At 70.9% G+C, this 20,937-nt stretch carries 20 protein-coding genes; 11 read left to right on the top strand and 9 right to left on the bottom strand.

Translation table 11 applies throughout. The annotated features are described in order from the left end of the window. Positions 1-47: 47 nt before the first annotated feature. On the top strand, positions 48-1,259 hold the full coding sequence (locus BDK92_RS27995; protein ID WP_246017283.1) for a DUF2786 domain-containing protein: 1,212 nt from the start codon (positions 48-50) through the stop codon (positions 1,257-1,259). A 71-nt stretch (positions 1,260-1,330) separates the two neighbouring features. Here the strand turns inward: BDK92_RS27995 and BDK92_RS27990 are convergent, their stop codons facing one another. Further along, the gene (locus BDK92_RS27990) at positions 1,331-2,254 is read right to left on the bottom strand and encodes an acetoacetate decarboxylase family protein (RefSeq protein WP_211349388.1); all 924 of its coding nucleotides are present in this window, start codon (positions 2,252-2,254) and stop codon (positions 1,331-1,333) included. Between the two features lie 292 nt (positions 2,255-2,546). Between BDK92_RS27990 and BDK92_RS27985 the strand changes: the two genes are divergently transcribed. Then, positions 2,547-2,855, top strand: coding sequence for a hypothetical protein (locus BDK92_RS27985; protein ID WP_121162648.1), 309 nt, complete (start codon positions 2,547-2,549; stop codon positions 2,853-2,855). A 63-nt stretch (positions 2,856-2,918) separates the two neighbouring features. Continuing rightward, complete coding sequence (locus BDK92_RS27980) at positions 2,919-3,623, top strand: VOC family protein (RefSeq protein ID WP_121159380.1); 705 nt, start codon at positions 2,919-2,921, stop codon at positions 3,621-3,623. Between the two features lie 8 nt (positions 3,624-3,631). Here BDK92_RS27980 and BDK92_RS27975 read toward each other — a convergent pair whose 3' ends face one another. Further along, a complete protein-coding gene (locus BDK92_RS27975) occupies positions 3,632-4,600 on the bottom strand; it encodes a helix-turn-helix domain-containing protein (RefSeq protein ID WP_121159379.1) in 969 nt (322 codons plus the stop codon). A gap of 85 nt (positions 4,601-4,685) precedes the next feature. Between BDK92_RS27975 and BDK92_RS27970 the strand changes: the two genes are divergently transcribed. Beyond that, positions 4,686-5,942, top strand: a complete 1,257-nt coding sequence (locus BDK92_RS27970) for an APC family permease (protein ID WP_211349675.1) — start codon at positions 4,686-4,688, stop codon at positions 5,940-5,942. Here BDK92_RS27970 and BDK92_RS27965 read toward each other — a convergent pair. The 4 genes from BDK92_RS27965 to BDK92_RS27950 form a co-directional block, all read right to left on the bottom strand. Further along, positions 5,925-6,713 (bottom strand): amino acid ABC transporter ATP-binding protein, encoded by a 789-nt coding sequence (locus tag BDK92_RS27965; RefSeq protein WP_121159377.1) that lies wholly within the window; start codon positions 6,711-6,713, stop codon positions 5,925-5,927. The genes BDK92_RS27970 and BDK92_RS27965 overlap by 18 nt on opposite strands. A 6-nt stretch (positions 6,714-6,719) precedes the next feature. Beyond that, complete coding sequence (locus tag BDK92_RS27960; RefSeq protein ID WP_246017281.1) at positions 6,720-7,583, bottom strand: amino acid ABC transporter permease; 864 nt, start codon at positions 7,581-7,583, stop codon at positions 6,720-6,722. Positions 7,584-7,640: 57 nt separating this feature from the next. After that, the gene (locus tag BDK92_RS27955) at positions 7,641-8,468 is read right to left on the bottom strand and encodes a transporter substrate-binding domain-containing protein (protein ID WP_121159375.1); all 828 of its coding nucleotides are present in this window, start codon (positions 8,466-8,468) and stop codon (positions 7,641-7,643) included. A 190-nt stretch (positions 8,469-8,658) separates the two neighbouring features. Further along, positions 8,659-9,435, bottom strand: a complete 777-nt coding sequence (locus BDK92_RS27950) for a TetR/AcrR family transcriptional regulator (RefSeq protein ID WP_211349387.1) — start codon at positions 9,433-9,435, stop codon at positions 8,659-8,661. 146 nt (positions 9,436-9,581) lie between these two features. Here BDK92_RS27950 and BDK92_RS27945 point away from each other — a divergent pair, with 146 nt between their 5' ends. The 4 genes from BDK92_RS27945 (at position 9,582) to BDK92_RS27930 (ending at position 14,179) form a co-directional block, all read left to right on the top strand. Continuing rightward, positions 9,582-10,589, top strand: coding sequence for an ATP-binding cassette domain-containing protein (locus BDK92_RS27945; RefSeq protein ID WP_121159374.1), 1,008 nt, complete (start codon positions 9,582-9,584; stop codon positions 10,587-10,589). Beyond that, complete coding sequence (locus BDK92_RS27940) at positions 10,586-11,428, top strand: ABC transporter permease (RefSeq protein WP_121159373.1); 843 nt, start codon at positions 10,586-10,588, stop codon at positions 11,426-11,428. The genes BDK92_RS27945 and BDK92_RS27940 overlap by 4 nt, the downstream gene beginning before the upstream one ends. 738 nt (positions 11,429-12,166) lie before the next feature. Beyond that, positions 12,167-12,652 (top strand): hypothetical protein, encoded by a 486-nt coding sequence (locus BDK92_RS27935; protein WP_121162646.1) that lies wholly within the window; start codon positions 12,167-12,169, stop codon positions 12,650-12,652. Positions 12,653-12,664: 12 nt separating this feature from the next. After that, on the top strand, positions 12,665-14,179 hold the full coding sequence (locus BDK92_RS27930) for a multicopper oxidase family protein (RefSeq protein ID WP_121159372.1): 1,515 nt from the start codon (positions 12,665-12,667) through the stop codon (positions 14,177-14,179). 14 nt (positions 14,180-14,193) lie between these two features. Here BDK92_RS27930 and BDK92_RS27925 read toward each other — a convergent pair whose 3' ends face one another. Genes BDK92_RS27925 through BDK92_RS27915 form a run of 3 tightly spaced genes read right to left on the bottom strand, consistent with a single transcriptional unit; the run spans position 14,194 to position 17,432 of the window. Then, a complete protein-coding gene (locus tag BDK92_RS27925) occupies positions 14,194-15,108 on the bottom strand; it encodes a sulfotransferase family protein (protein ID WP_121159371.1) in 915 nt (304 codons plus the stop codon). 3 nt (positions 15,109-15,111) lie between these two features. After that, positions 15,112-16,152, bottom strand: a complete 1,041-nt coding sequence (locus BDK92_RS27920) for a sulfotransferase family protein (RefSeq protein ID WP_121159370.1) — start codon at positions 16,150-16,152, stop codon at positions 15,112-15,114. Beyond that, a complete protein-coding gene (locus BDK92_RS27915) occupies positions 16,149-17,432 on the bottom strand; it encodes a glycosyltransferase (protein WP_170208707.1) in 1,284 nt (427 codons plus the stop codon). Before BDK92_RS27915 ends, BDK92_RS27920 begins: the two co-directional genes overlap by 4 nt. 262 nt (positions 17,433-17,694) lie before the next feature. Between BDK92_RS27915 and BDK92_RS27910 the strand changes: the two genes are divergently transcribed. From BDK92_RS27910 to BDK92_RS27900, 3 genes are read left to right on the top strand one after another with little or no spacing between them, the layout of a single operon-like run. After that, on the top strand, positions 17,695-18,666 hold the full coding sequence (locus BDK92_RS27910) for a sulfotransferase family protein (protein WP_170208706.1): 972 nt from the start codon (positions 17,695-17,697) through the stop codon (positions 18,664-18,666). After that, positions 18,659-19,444, top strand: a complete 786-nt coding sequence (locus BDK92_RS27905; protein WP_121159367.1) for a sulfotransferase family protein — start codon at positions 18,659-18,661, stop codon at positions 19,442-19,444. The genes BDK92_RS27910 and BDK92_RS27905 overlap by 8 nt, the downstream gene beginning before the upstream one ends. Then, positions 19,441-20,937, top strand: a complete 1,497-nt coding sequence (locus tag BDK92_RS27900; RefSeq protein ID WP_121159366.1) for a hypothetical protein — start codon at positions 19,441-19,443, stop codon at positions 20,935-20,937. Before BDK92_RS27905 ends, BDK92_RS27900 begins: the two co-directional genes overlap by 4 nt.

Below are 20,937 nucleotides of genomic sequence, written 5' to 3'. Positions count from 1 at the left end.
GTGGCACCGCGGCGCACGCCCGGATCGAGATCCGTAGCCTTGTGCTGGTGACCTCAGTGCGGGAACGGATCAGGGCGGTAGTGACCGGTGCGGTCGGTTACGAACCAGGGTTGGACGCGCTGACCGTCGCGCCGGCGGCGGAGGTCGACCCGGCGCTGGTCGCCGCCGTACACGAAGCCGTGGCCCGTCTGTCCGGCAAGGGCTGGCAGCCGGCCGAACTGCACCGGGTGGTCGCCCGCCGGGGGCAGCCCCAGCAGGACGAACTGCTCACCGACGCCATCGCCGCGCACCTGCGGCGGTTTCCCCGGGCCACGGTCGACCAGCGGTGGCTGGCCCAGGCCGACGCGCTCGGGGCCCGGGTCTGGTGGAACGACGACGCGACGTACCTGGACGAGGTCGCCCGGCGCTGGCGGATCGACCGGGTGGCCGTACTCGACGTGGTGCTGAGCCTGCTCACCACCCTCGCCGAGCTGCCACCGGTCGAGGTGCTCGTCCCGCCGCCGGGCACCCCCGTCGCCGCGGCCAGCCGTCCGGCCGGCGGCTCGTCCCGGGTCGACACGCGGCTGCTCGACCGGGTACGCGCCCTGCTGGCCAAGGCCGAGTCGACCACCTTCCCGGCCGAGGCGGAGGCGTACACCGCCAAGGCGCAGGAACTCGTCACCCGGCACAGCCTGGACGAGGCGCTGCTGATCGCCCGTGGCGGTGAGACGGCGACCGTGGTGCCGTTCGCGCGGCGGATCGGTGTCGACCACCCGTACGAGGGTGAGAAGGCCTCCCTGCTCGACGCCGTCGCCCGGGCCAACCGCTGCCACACGGTCTGGTCACCGGAACTCGCGTTCAGCACCGTGTTCGGCTTCGACGCCGACATCGACGCGGTGGACCTGCTCTACACATCGCTGCTGGTGCAGGCGCACCGGGCGATGGCCCGGACCGAACCGCCCGGCGGCAAGGCCGGCCGGGCCAGGCTGAAGACCTTCCGCCAGTCCTTCCTGGTGGCCTTCTCGGTACGCATCGGCGAACGGCTCGCCACCGCCGCGCAGGCGGCGCTGGAGGAGGCGACCAGTGACAGCTCGACCTCGACGGTGACCGACCCGGCCGACCTGTTGCCGGTGCTCGCCTCCAGGGACGAGCAGGTCCGCGAAACCATGAACCGGATCTTCCCGCGTACGGTCCGCGCCCGGGGCAGCCGGGTCGACAGCCGCGAGGGCTGGGAGTCCGGCCGGGACGCCGCCGACCGCGCCGCCCTGCCGGACAGCTAGACCCTGGCCGGACCTCCGGGTGAGGTGGAACAGTCGACAGACTCCACCCCACCCGGGCGCCGTGTGCTATTTCAGGACAGGATGCGCAGGTCGGTGACGGTGTAGGAGAGCGAGCCACGGAAGCCCGCGCCGGTGCGCTGCGGCGCCAGGTCGGCCAGCTCCTCGCTGGGGGAAGGCAGGAAGCTGAGTTCCCCGCTGCCCGACCAGGTGTTCGCCACCTGAGGGGTGTCCAGGATCGACATGGTGAGTTCGTGGACGGCGGGGTGGTCCTGCTGACCGGCGGTCAGGCGGGGGAAATGCCGGAGGTTCACGATGGGACGCCCCAGCGCGGGGATCGTCGCAGAGGGCTGCTCCAGCCTGACCTTCGCCTCGGCCAGCCGGCGCCCGGACGCCGACATGCTGGCGGCGAACTTCCCGCCGGCACCGACGATCGGCGCGGCCTGGCTGTTCACCGCGAACGCCCGGGTCTGGTGGATCTCGCCCATCTTCTTCGGGAAGCCCTGCACCCAGCCCCTGGCCAGGGCCGCGTCGTTGTCGACGTAGATGAACGGGCACCAGGCGACCGGCGTACCCTGCCACACCGCGTCCATCAGAACCAGGAACTCGCCGTACTGGCTGCGTACCGGGTCGAGGTATTCCTCGTGGTCGCCGGAGAACTGCCAGTCGATGAAGAGGGCGTAACCATGGCCCGCGGATGTCGGGTCGGGGCTCAGTCCGGTGGGCAGCGAGGCGTTGGCGGCCTGCGGGGAGGTCCAGAATTCGACGCCGACGATGTCGCCCACGTAGTGCCACGGGGGTGCCGCCGCCAGGTTCGCCACGCCACGGGCGCTGAGCGGGTAGGTGTAGCCCTTCAGCCTCTCGCTGGTGGTCTGGGTCCCGGCGGTCGGTGCCGCACTGGTCGGTTCGGCGAACGCGGGACTGGCGACAGCGGTGGTCGCGATCGCAGCCAGCCCACCGGCAAGCAGACTCCGCCGGCCCATCTCGTTTTGCTCCACGGGTTTCCTTTGCTTTCGCTGCACGTGAACAGCCTCAGGAAGGGCTGCCTTCGACCCGATGATGGGTCAGTGGCGACAGTGCACTGTCGCAAAGGGAGGTTGATTCTCGGCCGCAACCGCCTCGGCACCAGACTACGACGGAGCCTTTGCTGTGACCCGAAAACGGGCCCGTGAAGCAGAACACCTCATTTGGCCCAGGAGCTGCTGAACCTACCGCCCGTGAGAGCCGTGAGTTCCAGGGGAACGTCACCGCCCGGGCAGGGTGTTCCCGGCACGGTGGGATGCTATGGCCATGGATCGATTCGAGGCGTCCGGATGGCTGGACTGGTGGGCGAACCCGTCGACCCGGCTCGGCAGCATCGAGGTCTCGGTGATGGTCGGCAGCGACGACACCGACTGGGACGCCGTCGCCCGGGTCCGTGAGCAGGACGTGGAGGAGATCGCCTTCCTCTGCGATCTCGATCCGGTCTTCGTCCTCCGGTTCGCCGACGACAGCACCATCGCGGTCAACGTCCACACCACCGACGATCGTCGCCAGTTCAGGCTGACCGAGTATGTGCAGCCCACGACCCGAGCGGTGGTGTCCCGCCTCGACCTGTAGCCGCACCCGTACGGCGCGGCTGGGCGCCTTGTTGTCCTGCTGACCTGTGTCTACTGTGCGGTGATGCACTCGCGACCGCTGACAGTGACCTTCGATGCGCACGACGCGGCTCTCCTGGCGCGGTTCTGGGCCGGCATGCTCGGCCGGGAGGTCGTGGAGAACGCCGGTGGCGCACTCCTGCCCGGCGAGGAAAACCAGCTCAGCCTCCGGTTCGTCCCGAGCCGTACGGAAAAGGTGGGGCTCAACCGCGTGCACCTTCACCTGACCAGCGCTGACCACGCCGAGCAGCAGCACACGGTGGCGACGGCACTCGGGCTCGGCGCCGCCCACCTCGACGTCGGGCAGCTTCCCGAGGAGGAGCACATCGTCCTGGCAGACCCCGAGGGCAACGAGTTCTGCGTGATCGAGCCGGGCAACGCCTTCCTCGCCGGGTGCGGCCTGCTCGGCGAGCTCGCCTGCGACGGCACCCGAGAGGTCGGCCTCTTCTGGAGCGAGGCGCTGGGCTGGCCGCTGGTGTGGGACCAGGACCAGGAGACCGCGATCCAGTCACCGCACGGCGGCACAAAGGTCGCGTGGGGAGGCCCGCCCGTGGCCCCGAAAGAAGTGTGGAACCGGCAGCGCTTCGACCTCGCCCCGGTCGGTGGTGACCAGCAGGCGGAGGTCGACCGGCTGGTCTCCCTCGGGGCCACTCGGCTCGAGGTCGGTGCGGACGGCGCCGTCGTGCTGGCCGACCCCGACGGCAACGAGTTCTGCGTACGAGCGAACTGACCACAGTTTCAGGGAGCGCCCGCTCGACGGAAGACGTGCCGGTACGTCTGCGGTGACACGCTGGTGACCCGACGGAAGTGCCGACGCAGGCTGACCGGGTTGCCGAAGCCGGCCCGGTGGGCGATCCGCTCGACCGGTTCGTCGGTCGTCTCCAGCAACTCCTGGGCGACCCGTACCCGCTGTTCGACCAGCCACTGTAGCGGGCTGGTGCCGAGGGTGTCGCGGAACCGGCGGGCGAACGTACGCGGGCTCAGGTGCGCCTGCCGCGCCAACTCCGCCACGGTCAGCGGCCGGTCCAGGTGCTCCCGCGCCCAGTCGAGCACCGGAGCCAGGTCGGAGTGCGGTTCGCCCCGGGTGAGCGGGCGGGCGTACTGGGCCTGACCTCCGTCGCGCTGTGGTGGCACCACCATCCGGCGGGCCACCTCGTTGGCGACGGCGGTGCCGTGGTCGAGGCGGAGCAGGTGCAGGCAGAGGTCGATGGCGGCACCGGTGCCGGCGGAGGTGAACAGGTCGCCGTCGTCGGTGTAGAGCACGTCCGGGTCGACCTTCACACCCGGGAAGCGATGCGCGAAGTCGACCGCGTTCATCCAGTGCGTGGTGGCCCGACGGCCGTCGAGCATGCCGGCGTAGGCGAGCAGGTAGGCGCCGCTACAGATCGAGACGATCCGGGCACCCCGGGCACGGGCGTGGCGCAACGCGTCCAGCAGCGGCGCGGGTGGGTGCAGTTGCACCCGCCGGTTGCAGGCCGCCACGACCACGGTGTCCGCCTCGGCCAACTCGTCGAGGCCGTACGGGGTGTCGATGCGCAGGCCGAGCGTGGTGCGCAGCGGGCCCGGCTCGGCTGCGCAGAGACGCAGCTCGTACCAGGGGTCGACCAGGTCGGAGCGGTCGATGCCGAAGACCTCGCAGGGCACGGCGAACTCGAAGACCGGGATGGCGTCGGTGACGGCGACGGCGACGACGTGCGGCGCACTCATGGCAGGAACGTACCGCAGAACGGCATTCCTGCCACTGGTCGCCCGACCGGGGATGCAGCAGGTTGGAGCCGTGACCGACTCAATGATCGAAAACAACCCCGCCGTACGTTCCGGCGGTCGGCTGACCGTCGCCCAGGGCACCGCGCTCTACGTCGGGGCGGTGCTCGGCACCGGTGTGATCGCCCTACCCGCGCTGGCGGCGGAGGCGGCCGGACCGGCCTCACTGCTCGCCTGGCTCGCCCTGGTCGTGCTCTCCGCACCGCTGGCCGCCACCTTCGCCGCCCTCGGCGCGCGCTACCCCGACGCCGGCGGGGTCTCCACGTACGTCCGGAACGCCTTCGGGTCGCGGGCGGCGGCCATCGTCGGTTGGTGCTTCTACTTCGCCGTCCCGGCGGGTGCGCCCGCCGCCGCGCTCTTCGCCGGTGACTACGTCGCGGTCGCGGTCGGCGGCGGTGAGACCACCACGGCGGTGACCGGGGCACTCCTGATCCTGGTCGTGACCGTGACGAACGCGTTCGGGCTGCGGGTCTCCGGTCGGCTGCAACTGGTGCTCGCCGCCGGCCTGGTGGTGCTCCTGCTGACCGCGGTGGTCGCGGCCATGCCGCACGTGCGGTGGGAGAACCTGGAGCCGTTCACACCGCACGGCTGGTTCGCGGTCGGGCCGGCGGCGGCGCTGCTCGTCTGGAGCTTCGCCGGTTGGGAGGCGATCACCCACCTGGCCGCGGATTTCCGCCGCCCGAAGCGGGACCTGCCCCGGGCGGCGACCATCGCGGTGGTCGTGGTCGGGGTGCTCTACCTCGGCGTCGCCGCCGCCACGGTGCTGGTGCTCGGCCCGGCCGCGGGCAGCAGTGAGGCGCCGCTCGCCGAACTGCTCGCGCTCGGCGTCGGTGGCGAGGTGCACCTGCTGGCGGCCGTCGCCGCGCTGCTGCTCACCCTCGGCACGATGAACGCGTACTTCGCCGGGGCGGCGAAGCTCGGGGCGGCGCTCGGACGTGACGGCGCGCTGCCGACCTGGCTGGACCGGGGCAGCAGCGCGGGCGAGGTGCCCCGGCGCAGCCTGCTGCTGGTCTCGACGCTGGCCGGGCTGGCGATGGCGGTCGCGGTCGCCGCCGGGATCGGGCCGAAGCCGCTGGTGCTGCTCACCACCGGCTGCTTCGTCCTGGTGTACGCGTTGGGCACCGCCGCCGCGCTCCGCCTGCTGCCCCGGGGCAGCCGAGCCCACCGGTACGCGCTCTGCGCGCTGGTGGCGGTCACCGCGCTGCTGGTGATGACCGGGTGGTACCTGCTCTGGCCGCTGGTCCTGGCCACCGGAGCACTGCTCTACCTACGGCTGCGCGCCTGACCGTTCGTGGACACCGATCTCGGCTTCGCTCACCCGGGTCGGTTCGAGCACCCGGTGCAGGAACTCCCGCGTGCGGGCCTCCCGTGGCGCGCCGAAGACCTCCTCCGGAGGGCCGGACTCGACCACCGTGCCGCCGTCCATGAAGACCACCCGGGACGCGACCTCGCGGGCGAAGCTCATCTCGTGGGTGACCACCAGCATGGTCATGCCCTCGGCGGCGAGCGAGCGCATCACCGCGAGCACCTCGCCGACCAGCTCCGGGTCGAGCGCGCTGGTCGGCTCGTCGAAGAGCATCAGCCTCGGCTCCATGGCCAGCGCGCGGGCGATCGCCACCCGCTGCTGCTGCCCACCGGAGAGCTGCGCCGGGTAGGCGTCGGCCTTCTCGGCGAGACCGACCCGGTCGAGGTTCTCCGCCGCGATCCGGTTCGCCTCGGCCCGACTCCGGCCGAGCACCCGGCGCTGGGCGATGGTCAGGTTCTCCCGTACGCGAAGGTGGCCGAAGAGGTTGAACTGCTGGAAGACCATGCCGATCCGGCGGCGTACGGCGTCGATGTCGCAGTCCGGGTCGGTGACCTCCACCCCGTCGACGTGCACCGACCCGCTGGACGGCTCCTCCAGCAGGTTGACGCAGCGCAGCAGGGTGGACTTGCCGGAGCCGGACGGCCCGATCACGCAGACGACCTCGCCGGTCTCCACCGACAGGTCGATCCCGCGCAGGACCTCCAGTTTGCCGAACGACTTACGTAGGTCGCGGATCTCGATGGCTGGCACCGCCGGTCACCTTTCCTTCGCGGCCCGGCGTTCCAGCCACCGGACCAGTTGGGACAGCGGCAGGGTGATCGCCAGGTAGAGCAGGCCGGCCACCACGAGCGGGGTCGGGTTGACTTTGGTGTTGAGGGCGTCACCGGCGAACTTCGTCAACTCGATGGTGGTCGCGGTGACGCCGAGGACGTACGCCAGCGAGGTGTCCTTGGTGAGCAGGATGATCTCGTTGGTCAGCGGTGGGATGACGATCCGGAACGCCTGCGGCAGCACGATCGAGACCATGGCGCGGGTGTGCGACATGCCGAGCGTCCGGGCCGCCTCGAGCTGTCCCTTCGGCACCGCCTGGATGCCGGCCCGGATCGTCTCCGCCATGTACGCGGCGGCGGTCACCCCGAGCCCGACGGTGACCGCGCCGTACACCCCGCCGGGGATCTCCCGCTCCGGGAAGGCCAGCGGCACCCCGTAGCCGACCATGAAGAGCACGAGCAGCGAGGGGAGCCCGCGAAAGAGCTCGATGTATCCGGTGGCGAACCAGCGGTACGGCCCGACGGACGAGAGCCGCATCAACGCCAGTAGCAGGCCGAATACGAGCCCGAAGGCGAATGCCAACAGCGTGTAGACGATGGTGTTGCGCAGCGCGACCGTGATCGCCTCGGGGAACATGCTCGAGGCGACGTCCAGCCGGAAGAACGCGTCGGCGAGGCGCCCCCAGTCGGCCGCCGCCACCACGGTGAGCAGTACGAGGGCGAAGACCAGGTAGCCGGCGAGCCGGCCCAGCCGCTGTCGCTGACGGCGGCCGAGCCGGCGCCGAGGGGTCGGCGGGACCGGGGCCGGTCGAGTCGCGGCCCCGGTCGTCAACATCTGCGGATCTGCCATGCCTCCCCCAGCTCGCACGGGGTGGCGCCCCGGGCGATGTATGTCACGCGGACCTGGTCAGACCGCCGGCTTCGCGCCGATCCACTGCGCGTAGATCTTGTCATAGCTGCCGTCGGCCCGCGCCTCGGCGAGCGCCTTGTTGATCGTCTCCAGCAACTTGGCGTTGCCCTTCTTCACCGCGAGGCCGTACTGCTCGCCGGTGTTGAAACCGCCCGCGACCACGACCTTGCCGGGGTTGGCCTTGACGTACTCGTTCCAGACCGGCAGGTCGCCGACGGCGGCCTCGATCTGGCCGGTGGCCAGCGCCTGCTGCGCGGCGGCGAGGTCCTTGTAGGAGACCACCTCGATCTTGAGCCCCTGCGTCTGGACCTGCTGCTTGACGTAGTCCTCGCCGGTGGTCGCGCCCTGCACGCCGACCCGCTTGCCGGCCAGGTCGGCGAGGGTCTTGTACGACTTGCCGACCGACACCGTCAGGGCCTGGGTGGCGTCGAAGTACGGGTCGGAGAAGTCGAGCACCTTCTTGCGCTCGTCGGTGATGGTCATGCCGGCGGCGGCGACGTCACACTTGCCGGCGTTGAGGTCGGCCCCGGACTTGATGCCCTCGAACGGGGTGTCGACGATCGTCTGGGTGAGACCGAGCTTCTTCGCCGCGAGGTCGACGATGTCGACGTCGAACCCGACGACCTTGCCGCTGGCGTCCTTCGACTGGAACGGCGAGTACGGCAGGTGGGTGCAGGTGGTGAGCTTGCCGGACGCTACGACCTTGACACCGTCGGCGGTGGTGCTGCCGGTGTCCTCCTTCGCGCAGCCGACCAGTCCGGTGACCGTCAGCACCGCCCCCATGGCCAGTGCCGCACCACGCCGGGCACCTCGAAGCTTCGCCATCCGCGTTCCCTCCCCAGGGCAGGTAAATCGTATGTTCCCTATAGGTTAAGCCAGGATCTATCCGCACCGGCGTTCGGGGCCACGTCATGCCCCGTTCACCAGCCCTATGGGTAACACACCCGGTTCCGGTCCGCTCGCCTCGGCCACCGTCGGCGACCGGGTGACGGAGGTCCGTCTCCTGCCCGGCTGATTAGTCGGCCGTCGGTGGAAGGGTCGCCCCGATGCCGGCGATGATGCGGTCGAGGCCGCGTTCGAACCGGGTGTCGAAGTCCCGGTCCGCGCCGGCCCGCATGACCCGGGCGAGGTACGGATAGTCGCCGCCGCCGGTCAGCGTCTCCAGGTGCCGGGCCATGCCGCGCCGCCACTCCCGCTCGTCCATGCCCCGATCCCGGCGGGCGGCCAGTTCCGCCACCTCCTCCTGCACGAAGCCGCCGACCCAGCTACTGACCAGGGAGAAGATCTCCAGCATGTCGGCGATGTCCAGGCCGAGACGGTCCAGGACGGACATCCCGTACTCGAAGATCTCGAGCATGTTCGGGCCCATCGCCGGACGGCCGGCGGCGATCCGGGCCAGCCACGGGTGACGTAGCTGGGACCGGCGCAGGCTCCGGGCCACCTCGGCCAGGTCGACCCGCCAGTCGCCGGTCGGCTCGGGCAGCTCGGTCTCGCCGAACATGTGGTCGAGCATCAGCTCGCAGAGGGCTTCCTTGTTGTCGACGTAGCGGTAGAGGCTCATCGGTCCGGTGCCGAGCGCGGCGGCGACCTTGCGCATGGAGACCGCCTCGATGCCCTGCTCGTCGGCGATCCTGATCGCGGCGGCGGCCACCTGCGCCCGGCTGTACGTGGGCGCGGGTCCGCGCGAGGAGGTCGGGGCGGGCAGGCTCACCCGTACCGCCGCGGGCAGGGCGGGCTCGTGCTCCCCTGTGGATTCGGAGTGCTCGTCGCTGATGCCGCCGCTCGATCTCACCCGCCGTACCTTCCGTGGTCGCCCTGCCGGCTGACGTACCCGCCGACCGGGCCGGCATTCATTCGTACATTTACTTGCGTACAGCGTACCCGGTTAGCTAGCGTGCAAGACATTAACCGCGTACGGCGTACTCAGTAGGAGGTCTGGTGGGACACGCAACCGGCGACGCGGTCGTCGTCGCGGAGGGACTGCGGAAGCGGTTCGGCAACACCCAGGCCCTCGCCGGCCTCGACCTGACCATCCCCGCCGGCACCGTCTACGGACTGCTCGGCCCGAACGGCGCCGGCAAGAGCACCGCGATCCGGATCTTCGCCACGCTGACCCGGCCGGACGCCGGCCGCGCCCTCGTCGCCGGTCACGACGTGGTCCGGGAGGCGGTCAAGGTACGTCACCGGATCGGTCTCGCCGGGCAGTACGCCGCCCTCGACGAGGGACTGACCGGCCGGGAGAACCTCCAGATCTTCGGCCGCCTCTTCCACCTCACCGGACGGACCGCCAAACGTCGCGCCGACGACCTGCTCCACCGGTTCGACCTCGGGCACGCCGCCGACCGGCTGGTCCGGACCTACTCCGGCGGCATGCGCCGACGACTCGACCTGATCTCCAGTTTGATCGTCTCCCCCGCCGTGCTCTTCCTGGACGAACCCACCACCGGACTCGACCCGCGCAGCCGCAACGAGATCTGGCGAACCATCCGCGAACTCGTCGTCGACGGCATGACGGTCCTGCTCACCACCCAGTACCTCGACGAGGCGGACCAGCTGGCACAGCACATCGCGGTGATCGACAACGGTCGGGTGGTCACCTCGGGCAGCCCGGACGCGCTCAAGGCCGAACTCGGCGGCCGGATCGACGTCGTCGTCCGTACCCCGGCCGAACTGGACTCCACCGCACCGATCCTGGCCCGGCTGGCCGGGGCCGAGCCGGACATCGACTCCGACCGGCGGCTGCTCAGCGTGCCGATCGGTGCCGACACCCTGACCCTGCCCGCGGTGGTGCGCCTGCTGGACCAGGCCGGCGTGGACCCGGAGGACGTCGCCGTACGCCGCCCCACCCTGGACGAGGTCTTCCTGCGGCTCACCGCCAAGGCGGAACCCGCCGCGTCGACCGCCCCGCAGCGCACCGCCACCACCCGCAAGGAGACCGTCGGATGACCACGATCAGCACCGGCGTACCGGACAGCCACGGCCTCACCCGCCTGCGCTGGCGGATCGGCGACATCCTGACCATCGGGTACCGCAACCTGCTCCAGCTCAAGCAAGCCCCGGGCCAGATCATCGGTACGCTCGTCTTCCCGCTGGCCGCCGTGGTGCTCTTCGGATACGTCTTCGGCAGCGCCATCCCGATCGGCGACGGGGGCAACTACCGGGCCTATCTGATGCCCGGCCTGTTCGTGATGTCGACGGTGACCACGCTGGTCACCGCGATGATCACCATCGCGAGTGACAGCGACCGGGGGGTGATGGACCGGTTCCGCTCCATGCCCGCCTCGCGTTCCTCGATCCTGCTCGGACAGACCGGCGCCGACCTGCTGGTCAACGGGGTGACCCTGCTGGTCATGGCCGGTGCCGGGCTGCTCGTCGGCTGGCGGGTGCAGACCGGCACCGGCTCCGCACTCGGCGCCTTCGGGCTGCTGATGCTGCTCCAGTTCGCGGTCTCCTGGGTCGGCATCTTCCTCGGCACGGTGTTCCGGAACGTGCAGACGGCGGCCAAACTCGGCCCACTCATCATGCCGGTCACGATGATCTCGAACGTCTTCGTGCCGACCTCGGGCATGCCCACGGTGCTGCGTACGGTCGCCGACTGGAACCCGGTGAGCGCCGCCGCCGGCGCCTGCCGGCAGCTCTTCGGCAACCAGGCGGCCACGGCCAGCTCGGTCGACCCCGCCTGGCCGATCGCGCATCCGGTCGCGGCGACCATCGGCTGGTCCGTGCTGCTGGTGGTGGTTTTCATGCCGCTGGCCATCCGGCGCTTCGACACCGGCCCGCACTGACATCATGGGCCGATCCTCCGTCAGAACCCGACACGAATTGAATTTCACATCTCATCGAATGCCCGCCGGGCGGGCCGCCACGTGGTGCGGGGATGGTGGGTACCTCCACATAACGATGTCCCTGTCATGTCCAATCGGGGACACCGTCAATTTTGGGCCACGTCGTCGTCGGGTGGATCGTCCGAGTCTGATTGGTAGGCCGGGCCAGGTGGTAGGCACAACGTACGGAGCGGTCCGACCCGCCGCCCGGCGACGTAGGGCGCTTGCGCATGCCAACTCTCGTCGGCGAGCATCCCCAGGGTGACCTGGTAGGACAGGCATCGCACGGGCAGCAGGAGGGTTCACCACGGGGGCAGCACGCCGACCGCCGCCGCCGGTACGTGGATCGGGCTACCACTTGGAGCGGATTGAGCTACCACTTGGAGCGGATCGGGCTACCACTTGGAGCGGATCGGGCTACCACTTGGAGCGGATCGGGCTACCACTTGGAGCGGATCGGGCTACCACTTGGAATCGAATCACGGAGTCTCTGCTTTGCAGCAACCCGGTGGTCATCCTGCAATCGGCAGCGACATTCCTGGATCTTGACTAATTGGAAAGACTTCGGCATGCTCCTGCCCGGCAACGAGTAGGCGCCGGCCCGTCGTGGGCTGCGAACTCAACGGCCATCCGGATACGGGTTATCCGGTCACGCGCAGAAACTGTGCGACAACTGTCGAGTGAACTGGTGGGTAAATGATGAAGGCTGTCTACAAAGTCCTGGCCTATGCCATGGCGGTGGAGGTGGTCGTACAGGCCACAGCGATCGCGGTCGCCATGTTCGGGCTGACCAAGTGGATCGACGGCGGCGGTGTGCTCGACAAGGCGGAAATGGAGAGCCACGGCTCGTCGTACCCCGAGGTCATCGGCTTCGCGATCCACGGCATCAACGGCCAGATGCTGGTACCGCTGATCGCGCTGCTCCTGCTGGTCTCGTCCTTCTTCGCGAAGGTGCCGGGAGCGGTGAAGTGGGCGGGCGTGGTCCTGGCGCTCGTGGTCGTACAGATCCTGCTGGGCGTCTTCGGCCACGCCGTGACCGCGCTGGGCGCACTGCACGGCCTCAACGCGCTGCTGCTGTTCAGCGCGGCTGTTGTCGCCGCGCGACTCGCCCGTAAGGTGACCACGGAGCCGGCCGCGAGCCGGGCCGCCGGGCCGGCGGCCGCGGATGTCGCCGCCACGGCCTGACCGGTACCTCGGATGAGTGATGGTCGCCGCGGCGGCAGGCGTCTACGCCTCGCCGCCGCGTGCGCCGCAACCGCCGCCCTCCTCGGACCGGTGATCTGGTTCTGGCAGGACAGCCGGCTGGCTTCCACGTACTCCGTGATGGACATGGGGTACGCGGACCAGGGCCACCCGGCTGGTGACCCGACGGCGCACAGCGGACACGACATGGCCGGACACGGTACTCACGCGACGGGTACGCGCAGCGTCACCTCGCTGACCGCCGACCGTGACCGCCCCGCCGACGTCACGGTCACACTGACCGCTCGTCAGGCAAGCATCCGGTTGGCCTCCGGCCGGACCATCGACGGATACACGCTCAACGACCAGTCACCCGGCCCGGTCATCACGGCCAAGGTGGGGCAGCTGGTACAGGTGCGGCTGGTCAACGAGTCGGTGCCGGGCGGCATCACCCTGCACTGGCACGGTCTGGACGTACCCAACGCCGATGACGGCGTTGCCGGCGTGACCCAGGACGCGGTCGGGACCGGCCAGGAGTTCACCTACCGATTCGTGGTCGACCAGGTCGGCACGTTCTGGTACCACTCGCACCAACTCTCCGACGAACAGGTCCGCAAAGGTCTGCTCGGCGCCCTGGTGGTCACGCCTGCATCGCCGCCCGCCGACGTGGTCGACGTGGTAGCACTGATGCACCTCTACGGCGGAACGGCCACGATCAACGGCCGCGACAGCGAGACGCGGGTGGAGGCGCGGCCCGGTCAACGGACCCGCGTACGGGTCATCAACACCGAGAACGGCCAGGTGTCGGTGCGCGTCGCCGGCGCGCCGTTCCGGCTGCTCGCGATCGACGGCACAGACCTGAACGCGCCCACCCCGGTCAGCGACATGGCGGTGCCGGTCACCGCCGGAGGACGGGCCGATCTTGAGGTGACCATGCCGCAGGACGGTTCACCCGTACGGGTCAGCGTCAGCGGTTCGGCCGCCGTCGTGCTCGGTTCGACGTCGTACGACGCGCCGCCGGTCGCCCGCACCACGCAGACGCTCGACCCGCTCGGCTACGGCGCGAGCGCACCCCTGGGCTTCGACCCGGACAAAGCCGATCGGCGGTTCCGGTACGACATCGGGCGCCGCCCCGGTTTCCTCGACGGGCGCCCCGGATTGTTCTGGACCGTCAACGGCCACCTCTATCCGGACGTACCGATGTTCGTCGTCGCCGACGGTGACGTGGTGCGGATGCGTATCTCCAACAACAGCGGTGAGGTCCATCCGATGCACCTGCACGGTCACCATGCGGTGGTGCTCAGCCGGAACGGGGTACCGGCCACCGGCAGTCCGTGGTGGGTGGACTCGCTCAACGTCGGCAACGGCGAGACGTACGAGATCGCCTTCCTGGCCGACAACCCGGGCATCTGGATGGACCACTGCCACAACCTCCCCCACGCAAGTCAGGGGCTCGTCGCCCACCTGATGTACGAGGGGGTCACCACACCGTTCAAGGTCGGCGGCGACACTGGCAACACACCCGAGTAGATCGGGCCGAGGCACTACGAGATGGCGTAACCCCACTCGGCCAACGACTTCTCCAACACCCGCTCCATCGCGCCGAGCTGGACCGGGGTGAGTTCGTCGCGGTACGCGGCGGCTCGCCCCGGTGGGAAGTCGTACCGGGCGAAGCCCTTCTCGAAGGCCGGCGACCAGTCCAGCCCGAGGAAGTCGAGCATCCGGGCAACCTGCTCACGCGGCTGCGCGACCAGGTCCTCGTACCGTACGTCGAGCCACTGCTCCGCCGGGTGGCGCAACCGGGCGTCGACGAACGCCCCCATCAGCATCTTCCAGCCCAGCGCGGCGAGCACCTGGAAGGAACGGCCGGACTCGGCCCACTCCTCCCGCAGGTCGGCCGGGAGCGGACCATAGATCCAGTTGTCCGGCCCGCGCCACCCGTCCCACCAGCCCATCTGGAGCCAGGAGTTGGCCACCGCGCGGCCGTCGCGGACCACGTTCACCACCCGCAGGTCGGGGTACGCGGCGTGCAGCAGCCCGGTACGCGGCCACCCGGTGACATGCTGGAGCAGTTGTTCACAGCCCTGCCGGGCGATCCGCTCGTCGAAGAAGGCACGCAGCCGCCGGGCCACGAACGGGGTCAGGTCCTCGGCGAGCAGGTCCCGGCACGGCCGGGAGAAACCAGCGAGCACCTGCCGGTCGAGCAGGTGGTACGCCTCCGACGGCGCCACCCGCAGCCGGCCCCGTTCCAGCAGCCGGCGGCTGTGCCGCAGCGACGTCATCCCCACCGGACGCGGCGCCGAACGGCGGTAGAGCGCGCCGTTGAACCGGCCCTTCGGGTTCAGCCGGGAGAGCTTGTCGTCGAGCCCGGAGACGAAACCGACCGCCGGGTGCCGGGAGAGCAGTTCCTGGACCAGGGTCGAACCGCACCGGCCGGTACCCACCACCAGTGAGAGCATCGTTCAGCCTTCCTGCCCGGCGACGGGTGACGAGGGGACGACGGTCGACCCGGGATCACCGGTCGACACGCTATCGGCGGCCACGGTGGCCGGTCGGCGCAGTGGGTAACCGAACCGGCGCAGGACCGGCCCGGTCAGTGCCGTCACCACGGCGTACCCGCGCGCCGGGAGCCCGGTGACCCACTCGGTGTCGGCGACCACGCCGACCAACCCGGTCCGGTGGCGCGACGGGTTGCCGGCCACCGAGTGGGTGGGGGCCAGTCGGACCGTGTCCGGGCTCGGGAAGGGCAGCTCGCCCGGGGTCGCACCGACGAAGCGGACGATCCGGGCGGTGATGGCGGCGGGGTCGGCGACGAAGTCCTCGTACCGCACCCGGAGATACCGGTCCGGGGCACCGCCGGGCCGGTTCCCCGCGCCCCAGAGTCGTACGGTCGCGGTGTTCCAGACCAGCCAGAGCAGTGCGGCCTTCCACACCGGTGGACGGCTCATCAACCGGTCGTCGGCGCCCCCGTCGAGGGCCCGCCGACGGCGCCAGGAGAAGGCGGTGGCGCGCGGGTCGCGGACCACGTGCAGGACGTACAGGTCGACACCGGGCAGGCTGCCGATCAGGGCCCCGTACGGGGGCAGCTTGGACGAGTCGACGATGACGCCGGGGCGGCCGTCCTGAGCAAACGCGTGCTCGGCGATCGAGGCGTAGAGCCGGGCCAGGTGGGTGTCGTCCGGGTGACCGGGGACCGGTGGCCGGCCCCGGCGGTGCCGGCGCAACAGCGCGGGCAGTCCGCGCAGCCGCAGTCGCGTGGCCAGCCGACCCGCGATCGCGGCCGGTTCCGCCTCCGGCAGGTCGGCCAGCACGCGGCTCCACAACGGACAGTCGACGATCGGCGCGCCACAGCCGCAGGGACGGTTCTCCACGATGCCGCGCCGCCACAGGTAACGCAGTTCGCCCGCGGCGAGGAACCCCGGTAGCTGGCCCAGCACCGTGGTGACCAGGGTGCTGCCGCTGCGACCACTGCCGGCGAGATAGAGCACCCGGGCCGTGCTCACCGGGCCGCTCCCCCACCGACGGTCACCGGTGCTCCCCGCCGTCGCCCCGGCACCGCCGTGGCGGCCTGGGCGTACAGCTCGCGGATCCGGCTCAGGTGCAGCTCCGGGGCGAAGTCCCGGGCCACCTTCGCCCGCCCCGCCTGGCCCATCCGGTGTGCCCGGGCCGGGTCGGCCAGGAGCGCGCGCAGCGCCTCGGCGAGCGGCCCGGCCTGGTCGGCGGGGACGATCTCGCCGTCCACCCCGGGGGCGATCAGCTCGGGCAGGCCACCCAGGTCGGTGGCGACCACCGGCACGCCGCAGGCGAACGCCTCCAGCACCGCCATCGGCTGGTTCTCGTGCCAGCGTGACGGCACCGCCACCACCGCCGCCGACCGGACCAGGTCGTGCAGCCGCGACTTGTCGAGCCGGCCGTGGAAGCGGATCCGGCCGGGGACCCGCCGGGCGGCGAGCGCCTCCAGCGCCGGCCGGGCCGGGCCGTCACCGGCGATGTCGACGGCGACCCCGTCCGGCAGCGCGGCCACCGCCTCGACCAGCACGTCGACGCCCTTCTCCGGGGCCAGCCGGCCGGCGAAGACGACGCCGCCACCGGGTTCGGTCTTGGCCGTCACCCCGGTCAGGTCGACGAAGTGGTTCACCACCCGCAACCGGTCCGGGAAGACCCCGGCGCGACGCATCACATCGGCCAGGAACGCGCTCGGGCTGACGAAGACCTGCACCGGGTCGTACGCGGCCAACTCCCGGTGCAGCCAGGACTCGACCGCGAGCAGCGCGCTGCGGGAGAAGGAACCGTCCTTGCACCGGCGCCGGGCGGCCTGCAACGGGCCGCCGGTGACGCACGCCTGGCAGGGGCGACCCTGGTCGAGGAGCTGGTAGCTCGGGCAGGCGAGTTTGTAGTCGTGCATGGTGAGCACGCACGGTACGCCAGCCGACCGGGCCGCCGCGAGCACGGACGGGGAGAGCTGGTGGTAGATGTTGTGCAGGTGCAGCACGTCCGGTCGGAAGTCGTCGATCACCCGGGCCAGCCCGCGTCGGCTCGTCGGCGACCAGAGCATCCGACCGGCCGCCACCGCCCGGGGGCGCAGCCCGCTCGGCGCCGGCTCCAACTCGACCTCGGTCGGGAAGTGGGCGGCGTACGGCAGCGGCGACTCGTTCTCCGGGTGCGTCATGCCGAAGAAGGCGACGGTGTCGCCGGACGCCTCCTGTAGTGCCGCGAGGTCGAGCAGGTAGCCCTCGGCACCGCCACGGCGGTAGAGGAACTTGTTCACATGCAGCACGCGCATCGAATCGGCCCGCTCACGTCGATCGGGCGAACCCGGCCCGGAGATGGAGATCGGCGCCTGCCTGCTCCGACCAGGGCTCACCGTATGCAGGGCGGGTCGGCCAGTCCAGTGCACCCCTGTCATGTGCCTGAACGGATGATCTTTATGTGCCCGTACGGCCCGCAGCCTGGCGACCCGCCATGATCTCCCGATAACCTGGCTCCGCCGCCGGCCGTACCCCGCTTTCCGCAGGGCAGCGCTGGTGCCCCGAGCGAGGAGGACCGTGGCAGCCGACGACGAACTCTCCGCGTTCGCGTACACCGCCCGGCGGGTCAGGCGGCATCTGCGCTGGGCCCGTACCGAGGGAATCGGGCGGCTGATCGAGGAGGACCGGCTCAATCCGGTCGACCGGATCGGCACCGCGCTGGCGAAGTGGCGCTGGCGGCGGCGGGCCGGTCGGACACCCGGCTCGGCCATGCCGGTCTACCTGGTCGGGCTGCAACGCTCGGGCACGAACATGCTGGTCCGGGGGCTGGACTCGGCCCCTGCGGTCGAGGTACGCAACGAGAACGACAGCACCCTGTTCCACCGCTTCCAGCTCCGCCCGGACGACGTACTCACCGCCACGGTGCTCCGCAGTCGACACGCGTACGTCCTGGTCAAGCCGCTCTGCGAAAGTCACCGGGTGGACGAGTTGCTGGCCCTGCCGGGGCTTGTCCCGGGGCGGGCACTCTGGGTCTACCGGGACGTCGACGACCGGGCCCGGTCGGAGGTCGCCAAGTTCGGCGACGCCAACCTGCGGGCGCTGCGCGCGATCGCCGACGGCAGCATCGGCGCTCGGTGGCAGGGGCAGCGGCTCGACGACGCCACGGTCGAGCTGGTTCGCTCCCACTCCCCGCAGCGGTTGGACCCGCACAGCGGCGCCGCGCTCTTCTGGTACGTACGCAACTCGCTCTTCTTCCGGCTCGGCCTGGACCGGCGCGACGACGTGCTGCTCTGCCGGTACGACACCCTGGTCGCCGAGCCGGCCGCGCAGATCCGCCGCCTCTGCGACTTCCTCGACTTCCCCTACCACCCTCGGCTGCACGCGCACATCGCCCCGCGCGAGTCGCACGGCGCCGGGCCGGCCGGGGCGGCCCGACCGGCGTTGTCGATCGACCCCCGGGTCCGGTCCCGCTGCGACGAGCTGGCCGACCGGCTCGCCCGCGTCGCGGCGGACGAACCCTCCGAGCAGAAGGCGGCCGACCGTGGCTGAACCCGAACCCGAACGCCGTACCGCACCGATCTTCCTCGTCGGGTGCCAACGCTCGGGCACCACGATGCTGCGCCTGGTGCTCGACTCGCACTCCAGCATCAGCTGCGGCCCGGAGACCCGGTTCCTGCCCGACCTGCAACGGATCGTGGGCCGGGACTGGGAACGGCTGGCCCGGTTCGGCTTCCCCCGCGAGGACTGGCTCCGCCGGATCCGCGAGTTCTTCGGCGGTGTCCACGCCGACTACGCCGCCACCCGGGGCAAGACCCGCTGGGCCGACAAGACCCCGCTGTACGCGATGTCGCTCGACTTCGTCACCGAGGTCTTCCCGGACGCCCAGATCGTGCACCTGATCCGGGACGGCCGGGACGTGGTGGTGTCGCACCGCAAGCGGTTCGGCTACTGGTCGGCGGTGAAGTGCGTGGTGAAGTGGCCGCGCTACATCCGTACCGCCCGGGCGGTCGGCGCCACCCTGCCCGCGGACCGCTACTACGAGCTGCGTTACGAGCAGACCGTGACCGAACCGGAGAAGGCGATGCGGGGCCTGTTCGAGTTCCTCGGCGAGCCGTGGGAGGACGGCATCCTCGACTACGACAGCAAGCAGCACGACGTGGCCCAGAAGTACACCACCGAGGCGGAGAAGCGACGGGCCGCCGGCGGGGTCAGCGAGCCGATCTACGGCTCCCGGGTCGGCACCTACCGGCGCGAACTGGACCCGTTCCTCCGCCTGCTGGTCTGGATCTTCTCCGGTCCGACCCTGCGCGCCCTGGGATACCGGTGAGGGGCGGCCGGCGACTGCGGGTCGCCTCGGCCGTACTCGCCGCCGCGTTGCTCGTCACCGCCGGCTGCACCGCCGACGGTGACGATCCGCCGCCGGCACCGCCGAGCGCCGGCATCCCGTCCGGTACGCCCGCACCCGGCGACGCCGGACCGGGCGGGACCGTGGACCGGGTCGGCAACCCGTTCGGCGCGCACTGGGACTGGTCGCGCTACCAGCAGTTCGCCCCGTACCTGGCGAAGATCGGTGGTTCGGCGACGTACGAGGAGATCTCCTGGTGCGAGATCGAACCGAACCCGGGGCAGGCGGACTGGGCCGCGCTGGACCAGATCGCCACCCGCAGCCGGGACCTCGGCATCACCCTGCACCTGAAGATCCGTACCGGGGTGTGCTGGGCGACCGGGGGCACCGCGAAGTACACCCGGGGCACCGCGAACAAGACCGAGTCGGCGATGCCGGCCGACCTCGCCGCGTACCAGCGGTTCGTCGGCTCGGTGGTGAGCCGCTACGCCCCGTACGGGGTGCGTGAGTACGCGATCGAGAACGAGGTCAACGCGCCGAGCTACTGGGCCGGCAGTCCCGAGGACTACGTACGGCTGGTCAAGGCCGCCGCCGAGACGATCCGCGCGACCGACCCGAAGGCGTTGGTGGTTGACTCCGGCATCAGCAGCGTCGCGTACGGCATGGGTGTGGCCGACCGGCTGCTCCAGGCCGGTCGGGTGCCGGATGCGATCGCCGCCTACCAGGCGTACTTCCAGCGGCGGATCGGCACCCGTGGGCAGCAGATCCCGACGGTGACCACGGAGGCGCAGCTTCGCAAGGCGCTCGGCACCGACGTCAACAGCCGCAGCCTGCGTTTCCTCGCCGCGACCGAGTCCCTGTTGGCGGACCGGACCGTCGACGTCCGGCAGTTGCACTTCTACGAGCACTTCAACGGGGTGGCGCCGCTGCTGGACTACCTCAGGACCAAGACCCCGGCCGGGGTGCCGATCCAGGCGTGGGAGGTCGGCCAGTTCTGGCGCGACGCCGACGGTGACCCGGCCAGCCGGGCGGCCGAGATGGTCAAGACCGTCACCCTGCTGGTGGCGGGTGGGATCGGCGAAATCAGTTGGCTGCCGCTGGCGTACAACCCGAACAACGCCGCCGGCAGTGAGGTCCGGTACGGGCTGCTCGACCCGGACGGCACCGAACGGGAGGCCGGTCGGATGATGGCGAGCCTCGCCGAGGCGGCCCGGGACGCCACGGTGACCCCGTTGCCCGCCTCGGTCGCCGGCCGGTTGAACGGGGTGGCGTTCGTCCGGGGCGGGGCGAGCACACTGGTGCTCTGGTCGGCCTCGAACACGCCGGTGACCGTTCCGGCGGCGCCGGGCGGGCTCAGCGGTGCGGTGGGCGCCCCGCTGCGGGCGGCCGGTGGCGGCGGCACCACGGTCACCGACACCCCGCTGCTGCTCCGCGCCGACCAGCCGGTGGACAAGATTCTCGCCAGCCTGCGTTGA

Source organism: Micromonospora pisi, assembly GCF_003633685.1.
GTDB lineage: Bacteria > Actinomycetota > Actinomycetes > Mycobacteriales > Micromonosporaceae > Micromonospora_G > Micromonospora_G pisi.
Note: the sequence above shows the minus strand (reverse complement) of the source record. Positions and strands in the feature narration are given on the sequence as shown.